8 protein-coding genes, 1 rRNA gene and 1 pseudogene are annotated in these 9286 nt (G+C 39.7%); 1 reads left to right on the top strand and 9 read right to left on the bottom strand.

The genetic code is table 11. The features are described from left to right. A pseudogene (locus FTU17_RS15940) lies at positions 1–85 on the bottom strand (IS1595 family transposase); the annotation flags it as partial. Positions 86–358: 273 nt separating this feature from the next. On the opposite strand from FTU17_RS15940, the gene pabB reads away from it, so the two are divergent. Continuing rightward, on the top strand, positions 359–1699 hold the full coding sequence (gene pabB / locus FTU17_RS15945; protein WP_180136000.1) for an aminodeoxychorismate synthase component I: 1341 nt from the start codon (positions 359–361) through the stop codon (positions 1697–1699). Between the two features lie 104 nt (positions 1700–1803). On the opposite strand, the gene hisC is transcribed toward pabB, so the two are convergent. From hisC to rrf, 8 genes are all read right to left on the bottom strand, one after another. Then, on the bottom strand, positions 1804–2901 hold the full coding sequence (gene hisC / locus FTU17_RS15950) for a histidinol-phosphate transaminase (protein ID WP_168378497.1): 1098 nt from the start codon (positions 2899–2901) through the stop codon (positions 1804–1806). Positions 2902–3082: 181 nt separating this feature from the next. Further along, the gene (gene hisD, locus FTU17_RS15955) at positions 3083–4384 is read right to left on the bottom strand and encodes a histidinol dehydrogenase (protein ID WP_180136002.1); all 1302 of its coding nucleotides are present in this window, start codon (positions 4382–4384) and stop codon (positions 3083–3085) included. A gap of 203 nt (positions 4385–4587) precedes the next feature. Next, a complete protein-coding gene (gene hisG / locus FTU17_RS15960; protein ID WP_180021457.1) occupies positions 4588–5289 on the bottom strand; it encodes an ATP phosphoribosyltransferase in 702 nt (233 codons plus the stop codon). Then, positions 5289–6545, bottom strand: coding sequence for a UDP-N-acetylglucosamine 1-carboxyvinyltransferase (gene murA / locus FTU17_RS15965; protein WP_078191193.1), 1257 nt, complete (start codon positions 6543–6545; stop codon positions 5289–5291). The genes hisG and murA overlap by 1 nt, the downstream gene beginning before the upstream one ends. A gap of 6 nt (positions 6546–6551) precedes the next feature. Continuing rightward, on the bottom strand, positions 6552–6803 hold the full coding sequence (ibaG, locus tag FTU17_RS15970) for a BolA family iron metabolism protein IbaG (protein ID WP_078191194.1): 252 nt from the start codon (positions 6801–6803) through the stop codon (positions 6552–6554). A 133-nt stretch (positions 6804–6936) separates the two neighbouring features. Then, positions 6937–7269 carry a ribosome hibernation-promoting factor, HPF/YfiA family gene (hpf, locus tag FTU17_RS15975; RefSeq protein WP_078191195.1) on the bottom strand — a complete coding sequence of 111 codons (333 nt, stop codon included), beginning with the start codon at positions 7267–7269 and terminating at the stop codon, positions 6937–6939. Between the two features lie 168 nt (positions 7270–7437). Beyond that, complete coding sequence (locus FTU17_RS15980; protein WP_180136004.1) at positions 7438–8892, bottom strand: RNA polymerase factor sigma-54; 1455 nt, start codon at positions 8890–8892, stop codon at positions 7438–7440. A gap of 289 nt (positions 8893–9181) precedes the next feature. Continuing rightward, a 5S ribosomal RNA gene (rrf, locus tag FTU17_RS15985) occupies positions 9182–9286 on the bottom strand; the annotation flags it as partial.

The following is a 9286-nucleotide window of genomic DNA, read 5'->3' on the forward strand; positions in this document are numbered from 1 at the left end:
CTGTTTTAGAAGCAGGAATATCAATGCAAAAGCACTGAATAATTTTTTTAATCTTATAGTGACTTAATTTACTGTTTTCTATCATGATTCTAGACTAACATATCTATTCTGCTAGTCTAGAGCCTTATTTTTTTTGATTTTCAACCACTCGATTTATTCAGCTGTAATATTATTTTGTGACAACTGTTAAATCTTTCCTTGAGTTGTTTGCTCGCTCGATTAAATTATATCCAAGCTGAAATTTGTTCAACTGTTGTTGGTCGCAATCTAATTCTTACCGATAAACGGTATTTGCAAACCAAATGAATTAGGAATGGTATAAAATCCATTTTATTCTTTAAAGTTAATTTTTCTGTTGATGCAAAAGCCAATTTCTTTTAAAAAATTTATTCTCAAACAAAATGTTAGTGCTCAAAAAATTTTGCAAGCGCTTGCACCCTTGTCACATGTGATTTTTTTAGAAGATCAAAACCAACCTGTTATTTGCTTTTTGGCAAATCAATATCAGCAATTTAAGAATGCTGAACTTAAAGCTTATGTCCGTACCAATTTAGATCAATATGAGGAATCTGATACTCAGCCCTTGCAAAATATTGCCTTCCAAGATTTATGTTCAAAATTAGGCAGCGGGTTTTCTGGGGGCTGGGCTGGTTTTATTAGCTATGATTATGCAGCGCAACAACAGATTTCCCTGCATGCCAAAGCGCAACCTCGCTTGTTTTTGGGGCAATTTTCTAGTTACTTAAGACTAGAAAATGATGGTTGGTATTTTTATAGTTCTGATCATTCTGCAGCTAAGATTTACGACTACATTGATCACCTAATTCAAACCAAGATCGCTCAGAATCAATTTAAATTAAGACAAAAATGTACTGCAAGATGGTCCAAGTCAGACTACACAAAAGCCTTTGATCAAGTTCAGGAATATATTACAGCGGGCGATTGCTATCAAATTAATTTAACACAAGAATTCACAGCTCAAGCAAACGGTTCACTCTTAGATACTGCTCAAGAATTTTGGTCACTGACTGATGCACCATATTCAGGCTACTTACGTATTGATGATTTTGAAATTTTAAGTTGTTCGCCTGAACTTTTTATAGATTTTAAGCCTGAACGCAAGATGATTACTAAGCCAATCAAGGGCACGATGCCTCGCTATGAAGATCCAGTTTTAGATGCGCAGTCAAAACAACGGTTAAAATCATCTGAAAAAGACATGGCTGAGAATGTCATGATTGTCGATTTACTGCGTAATGATTTGAGTGTTTATGCAGAAACAGGTTCTGTAAAAACACCTAAACTTTTTGATATTGAAAGTTTTAATCAAGTGCATCACATGGTCAGTGAAGTTGAGGCCGTGCTGAAAACCGATGTACACCCTTTTGAGGTTCTGATGTCTGCCCTGCCGGGCGGTTCGATTACCGGCGCGCCTAAAATTCGTGCGATGCAAATCATTGAAGAACTTGAAGGCTCCCCGCGCGGCGCCTATTGCGGCTCGATGGGTTATTTTAATCACGATGGCACGGGCTCTTGGAATATTTTGATCCGCTCTATTCAAAAATACCAAGATCAGGTTTCGCTGTGGGCGGGCGGCGGAATCACCATCGCATCAGATTGCGATGCTGAATATCAAGAATGTTTTGATAAAGTCGAAGCGATGCTGAATTTGTTAAATACCTGGCATAAACCTGAATAACAAAAAAGCGATTCTATTGAATCGCTTTTTTGATCTATCTATCCCAACTTCCTTTTAAAAAAGGAAGATTAGGCTAGATTTACATTTCGCGGAGATTGCAAAGATTAAGCCAAAATATCGTTTTTCAAAGTATCTACAAGGCGCTGATTTTGTTCATCTGTACCAATGGTGATACGAAGGAATTGATTAATCCGCGGCTTATTAAAATAACGCACGATAATTCCGCGTTCGCGCAAATCAGCAGCCAACTCACTTGCATCTTTATTAGGCAATGATGCAAAAATAAAGTTTGCCGCAGACGGCAATACCTTAAAGCCCAGCTCAGACAGCTGCTCTACAAGCTTTTCACGGCTCGCAATCACCTTGGCATTTTGCACTTCAAAATACGCTTGATCCTCAAATGACGCCACGGCTGCTGCAATCGCAAAACGGTCCATCGGATAGGAGTTAAAGCTGTTTTTTACTGCCTCAAGCGCTGCGATTAAATGCGGCTGCGCAATCGCGAAACCAACGCGCAAACCGGCAAGTGAACGCGACTTAGACGTCGTTTGACAAACCACAAGGTTTTCATATTTCGCAACCAAAGCCACAGCAGATTCCGCACCGAAATCGACATACGCCTCATCAATCACAACCACTGAATTCGGATTGGCTTGCAACACTTCCTCAATTGCAGACAAACCTAAAGCAATACTCGTAGGCGCATTCGGATTGGTAATAATGATGCCACCATTAGGTTGTTTATAGTCATCCACCACAATTTCAAAGTCATCGTTCAGGGGCAAAATTTTAGTATTGGCAGCTATACCAAAAAATTGGCTATATACCGGATAAAAACTGTAGGTAATGTCAGGATACAGAACCGGCAGTTCTTGCACAAAAAAGGCTTTAAAAATGTGCGCCAGCACTTCGTCCGAGCCATTGCCGACAAAGACCTGCTCAACAGGTACTTGCTGCTGTTTTGCAATCGCTTGCTTTAACTCAGACGCATCTGGATCTGGATATAAACGTAAAACATCAGCAGAATTTGCCAACACTTTTTGAACTGCTTCCACCACTTTTGGCGATGGCGGATACGGGTTTTCATTGGTATTGAGTTTTAAAATATTTTGGATTTTAGGCTGTTCACCCGGTGTGTACGGCTCTAATTCACGTACATCAGGACTCCAAAAACGCATTTGTTCAGCGGTAATATTTGGCATTTTATTTTGCTCTTTCTCACCCTCTCCTAACCTCTCTTGCACTTCGCTTTAAAGGAATCCTTAAAGCTCGTTCAGGGAGAGGAATATTCATTTTATGAGATTTCCCCTCTCCTTTCAGGAGAGGGTTAGGGAGAGGTTTATATTTTTGGAAAACTAAGTTTTTCACCTAGTCTATATTTTCTTACTGATAACGATAGCGTGCTGAACGCGCATGCGCATCTAAGTTTTCCTGCTGCGCTAATGTATCAGCCGTTTTCGCTAAACTTTTCACACCATCTTCAGAGCACATAATTAAACTTGAGCGCTTTTGGAAATCATAAACACCGAGTGGTGATGAAAAACGCGCTGTGCCCGAAGTAGGCAACACGTGGTTTGGACCTGCACAGTAATCACCAATCGCTTCAGGCGTATATCGACCCATAAAAATTGCACCGGCATGGCGGATATCTTCAGCCATTTCCTGCGCTTGATCTAAGCACAGCATCAAATGTTCAGGCGCAACCTGGTTAATCAATTCAGCGCCTTCAGCGCGGTCTTTGACTAAAACCAATGCGCCGCGGTTTTCGATTGAAGTACGCGCAATATCTGCTTTAGGCAAAGCTTCTAAATGCTTTTCAATCCATTGTTCCACTTGATCTAAAAGATCCGCATCTGGCGTAATGAACACCGCTTGAGCCACAGTGTCATGTTCCGCTTGCGACAACAAATCCATAGCCAGCCATTCAGCATTGTTTTGACCTTCTGCATAGACCAAAATTTCGGATGGCCCTGCAATCATATCAATGCCAACTTGACCAAATACCGCACGTTTTGCTGCAGCAACAAAACGGTTGCCCGGGCCAGTAATTTTGTCCACAGATGGAATTGTTTCTGTGCCGTAAGCCAATGCTGCAACCGCTTGCGCGCCGCCAATGGTAAATGCACGGTGTACGCCGGCTAAGTAAGCTGCTGCCAAAACCAATGGATTCAAATCACCATTCGGCGCAGGCACCACCATAATAATTTCAGGCACGCCAGCAACATGCGCAGGTACAGCATTCATCAATACAGAAGACGGATAAGAAGCTAAACCGCCTGGTACATAGATACCTACACGGTCCAGCGGTGTGACCTTTTGACCAAGGGTATTTCCTAAAGCATCAACATAGGTCCAGCCGTCTTGCTTTTGTGCTTGGTGAAATTCACGAACACGGTTCGCAGCAAGTTCTAAGGCTTCACGCACTTCTGAACTTAAACCATCAAATGCTGCTTTCAGCTGTTCTTGTGTCAGCTCTAATTCTGAGAATTGATGCGCTGGATGTCGATCGAACTGCTGTGTCAATTTAAGAACATGAGCATCACCATGCTGACGAACATCAGCAATGATTTGGTCAACGGTTTTTAAAAGTTCTGGATCATTCACAGTTTCAAAAGCCAACAAGTCAGCAAAAGCTTGCTTGAAGTTTTGATCTTGAGTCGATAAACGTCGCATCAATTTACCCACAAGGTAATCTATTGGAAAAGATTAGTTTACCTGTTTTACAGCAGCTTGTGGACATCTATCGCATGTGTTCATGTGGAGTTTTATTGAAAATAACTTTCGTTAAAATTAGTGAAAATACAGTTTTATCATTATTTTTTAGTTTTCATAAAAAAACCGCCCAGATTTGAGCGGTTTGGTCAGCATAGCGCTAAGAATTTAACGACTTATGCTTTTTTTGCTTGCTCGCGTTCTTCCACGGCTTTTTCTAGCTGTGCAAGAATTGGATTCAACAAAGTTTGTTTACGTTTAAAGCTTGCCTTGTTCACGATTAAACGTGAAGACACTTTACAGATTTCTTCCAAAGGCTCTAAACCATTGGCACGTAAAGTATTCCCGGTATCCACAACATCGACGATGTAATCACCTAAACCAACCAATGGCGCAAGTTCCATAGAACCATACAGTTTGATCACATCAACTTGCTCGCCTAAGCTTGCATAATATTGACGGGTCAAATTGACGTACTTGGTTGCAATCTTTAAACGACCTTTCGGACGAACCATGCCGACTTTACCAGCCGTCATTAACTTACAGTTGGCAATTTTTAAGTCCAATGGTTCATACACATTTTGTGCACCATGCTCCATCAGCACATCTTTACCTGCCACCCCAATATCTGCAGCACCATTTTCAACATAAGTTGGTACATCAGAAGCACGTAAAATTAAAATACGTACGTGCTTATGGGTCGTTGGAAAAATTAACTTACGAGATTTATCCGGATCTTCCAATAAGTTAATGCCAGCTGTTTCCAACAATGGCAAAGTTTCTTTTAAGATACGTCCCTTACTTAATGCTAAAGTTAAACCATGATCAAAATTGCCCATTACGTCAAAATTGGGATCATCGTTTCTCATATCGCTCATTAACTTACTCGCTTAATTTGGGCACCTAAACCTTGTAACTTCGCTTCAACATCTTCATAACCACGGTCAATATGATAGATACGGTCAATCAACGTTTCCCCATCAGCGGCAAGTGCTGCTAAAACCAATGAGAAAGAAGCTCGTAAATCAGTTGCCATCACGGGTGCAGCAGATAATTTCTCTACACCTGTAACAACAGCATCATTACCTTCAACCTGAATATTGGCACCCATACGTGCTAATTCAGGTACATGCATGAAACGGTTTTCGAAAATCGTTTCAGAAATTGTGGCAAAACCACGACCAATTGCATTCACAGCCATAAGCTGTGCTTGCATATCGGTTGGAAATTCTGGGTGTGGTAAAGTCTGGAAACTAACTGCTTTCGGGCGTTTACCCATCATATCCAGTTCAATCCAATCTTCACCGCGCGTAACTTCCGCGCCCATTTCTTCAAATTTATCTAGCACAGACTCCAACAAGTTTGGATCAGTATGTGTGGTTTTGATTTTACCGCCAGTGATCGCTGCTGCAGCGAGATAAGAACCTGTCTCAATACGATCAGCAACAACGGCATATTCACAGCCATGTAGGCTTTCAACACCTGTAACAACCAAAGTATCTGTGTCCAAACCTTCGATTTTTGCACCCATCTTGATCAACATATTAGCAAGATCGGTAATTTCAGGTTCACGAGCCGCGTTACGAATGGTCGTTACACCGTCTGCAAGAACCGCAGCAGTTAGAATATTTTCAGTACCACCAACTGTGACCATATCAAAGACAACTTCGCCACCTTTTAGACGACCATCCACTTTGGCATGCACATAACCTGCTTCAACTTCGATCTCAGCACCAAGTGCTTCTAAAGCTTTTAAATGTTGATCTACAGGGCGTGAACCAATTGCACATCCACCCGGCAAAGACACTTTTGCACTACCATAGCGCGCCAATAACGGGCCAAGCACCAAAATAGATGCACGCATGGTTTTCACGAGTTCATATGGTGCAAATTGGTTATCTAAGCTAGAAGTATCAGCCTTAACCGTATCACCTTCATAACTGATTTGAACACCTAAACCTGCGATCAATTTCACTAAGGTGTTCACATCTTTTAGATTTGGCACATTAGTTAATGTAATAGGTGTATCCGCAAGGATAGTTGCAGCGAGTAATGGCAATGCAGCATTTTTCGCACCAGAAATACGAACTTCACCTTCGAGCTTAGTACCGCCCTGAATCAGAAATTTATCCATTAATTATTAAGCTCCGAATAAGCTTGCTTTGCGCCATTCTTCTTTGGTCATTGCACGAATTGTTACTGCATGTACTTCACCGCTGGCAATGTAGGAGTTCAAAGGTGCATAAACAGATTGTTGACGAGCAACAGGACGTTTGCCTTCAAATTGATCATCGACGATGCGTAGATCAAATTTGCCGCCTTGCCCACTAACTGCAACCTCAGCTTCTGGAAAAGCAGCTTTTAAAATTTCAGTGAGCTGTTCACTATTCATCACAAGACCCCATATAGGACTAACGGTGTAAAACCCGTCATTTTACTATAAATCTAAAAAATAATTCATTAGTCACATACATTATATATAAAAAAAGAGGTTATAAAAAACCTCTTTTTGTACAATTTACAATCTAAACCGTTAAAGGCATATAAATGAGCTGCATTTTTCGATGTTTATGTAATTGTTTTTTTAATTTTTCAGACAATTTTTTGATCGAGGTATACATATCATCAGCGCACGCTTGTGCAAAAAGTTCTGTCCCAGGTAATCGTATAATCGCTTCCGCAATATGATTATCACTACCTTTTTTTGAACGTTTATCAACCTGATGATCTTTAGTCAGTTTGACTTGCATACTATTGACCTGATCTAAATGTTTGGTCATTTCCGCAAATTTAAGACGAATATTTTCTTCTATTGCTGGCGTAATTGTTAAATGATGGCCACGAATTGTAATCTGCATAATTCTATTCCTCACCTTCTTTCAGGACTGGAAAAGTTCAAGCCGAATCATCCAACTCAATATGCGAAGCATACATTTACACAATCAGATCATTTCGGCCATTCCTTATAAAAAAAGAGATTCATTATTTCGTCATAATGAACCTCTAGAATAGTCAGATTTTCAAATTTAGATCAACACTTTTCGCTCTGAAGATGATGGAATATGTAACGATTCACGATACTTCGCAACTGTACGACGAGCAACATCAATACCTTCTGCATTAAGCAAAACTGCAATTGCATTATCAGACAAAGGCTTACGTGTATTTTCTTCTGCAATCAACTTTTTAATTTTTGCACGAATTGCCGTCGAAGATGCTTCCCCACCAGACGATGTTCCAACATGACTTGAGAAGAAATATTTCAACTCAAATAATCCACGTGGTGTGAGCATATATTTATTTGTGGTTACACGGGAAACTGTGGATTCATGGAGTTCAACTTCTTCCGCAATATCTCGCAGGACCAAAGGCTTCATTGCCTCAGGCCCTTGTTCAAAGAACGCTCGTTGATGCTCCACAATACAGGTTGCCACTTTTAATAAAGTTTTATGTCGTTCATCAATGCTTTTAATGAAATTCTTAGCTTCAAGCATTTGATTACGTAAATATTGATTATCGTCACTTTGATCTGCACGCTTGATCATATTGGCATAGAAAGAATTCACTCGTAGCTTTGGCATTACATCAGGATTTAACTGTACCAACCAATGTTCATTCTTTTTTAGCACCACTAAATCTGGAATTTGATAGTCTGAATCTTTATCTTCAAACTCTTGCCCTGGATGTGCTTTTAATGTTTTTAACAAACAAATGGCTAGTTTAAGTTGTTCCGTATTTAAACCCGTTTGCTTAATTAACTTAGGTAATTCATTGGTAATCAGCAACTCATAATTTTTCAATAATAAAATAGCTTCATATCGATATTCGACATGTTCAGGAAGATTTTCAACTTGTACCATTAAACATTCAGCGAGATTACGTGAACCTACACCTAAAGGATCTAGACGTTGAATATGTTTTAAAACCACCAAAACTTCGTCATCTTCGACTTCTTCTTCATAATCCATAGAGTCTAGAAGATGCTGAACCGATTGGGTAATTTCATTTAATTCACAATCTAAAAACCCTTTGTTATCTAAAGCATCGATAATACAGTGTGCAATTAGTTTATCGATCATAGAAAAGTGTAAAAGATTAACTTGCTCAAGCATATGCGCTTGTAAACTTTGATGCCCCTGCCGATTATCTTCGCGCTCTTCAAATTCAGCAGCACCTAAACTTGTTGGTTGATGGGTATATACATCATCCCATTCTGTATCCACTGGTAACTCATCAGGTAAATGATCGGCATTTAATTCATTGGTTAAGTCTTTATTTTCCCTTTCTTGTTCTTGTAAGCTATTTAAACTTTCAACGGTATTTTGTTCTTCAACTTTCTCTAATAGAGGATTACTGTCGAGTTGAATTTGAATTTCTTGTTCCAACTCCAAACTTGAAAGCTGCAATAAACGAATGGCTTGTTGTAATTGAGGTGTTAATGATAAGGAATTCGCAACCTTTAACCCCATCGCTAATTTCATTAATAACTCCCCCTATAATTAACCGCACTTTATAAGCAATTTTTATGCCGTTTTATTTTTTATAGCATAATTTTGAACAGAACGCCCGATTTTTTGTCTTTTTTAGACTCATTATTCAGCTAATTTATTCTTTTATTAGGAACGATTCATCTTATAAATGAACTATTTAATTAGATTAATTATTAATGTTACTTCAACTCCTCCTCTATCTTTTTTCTTTCCCTTTTTCCTTTTTTCACCACACATAAAAAAACACCCCCTGACGTATCAGGGGGTGTTTCGAATAATGAGCTGGCGATGACTTACTCTCACATGGGTAACCCCACACTACCATCAGCGCTAAGAGGTTTCACTTCTGAGTTCGGGAAGGGATCAGGTGGTTCACTCTTGCTAT

Source organism: Acinetobacter sp. YH12070, assembly GCF_013419625.1.
GTDB classification, from domain to species: domain Bacteria; phylum Pseudomonadota; class Gammaproteobacteria; order Pseudomonadales; family Moraxellaceae; genus Acinetobacter; species Acinetobacter amyesii.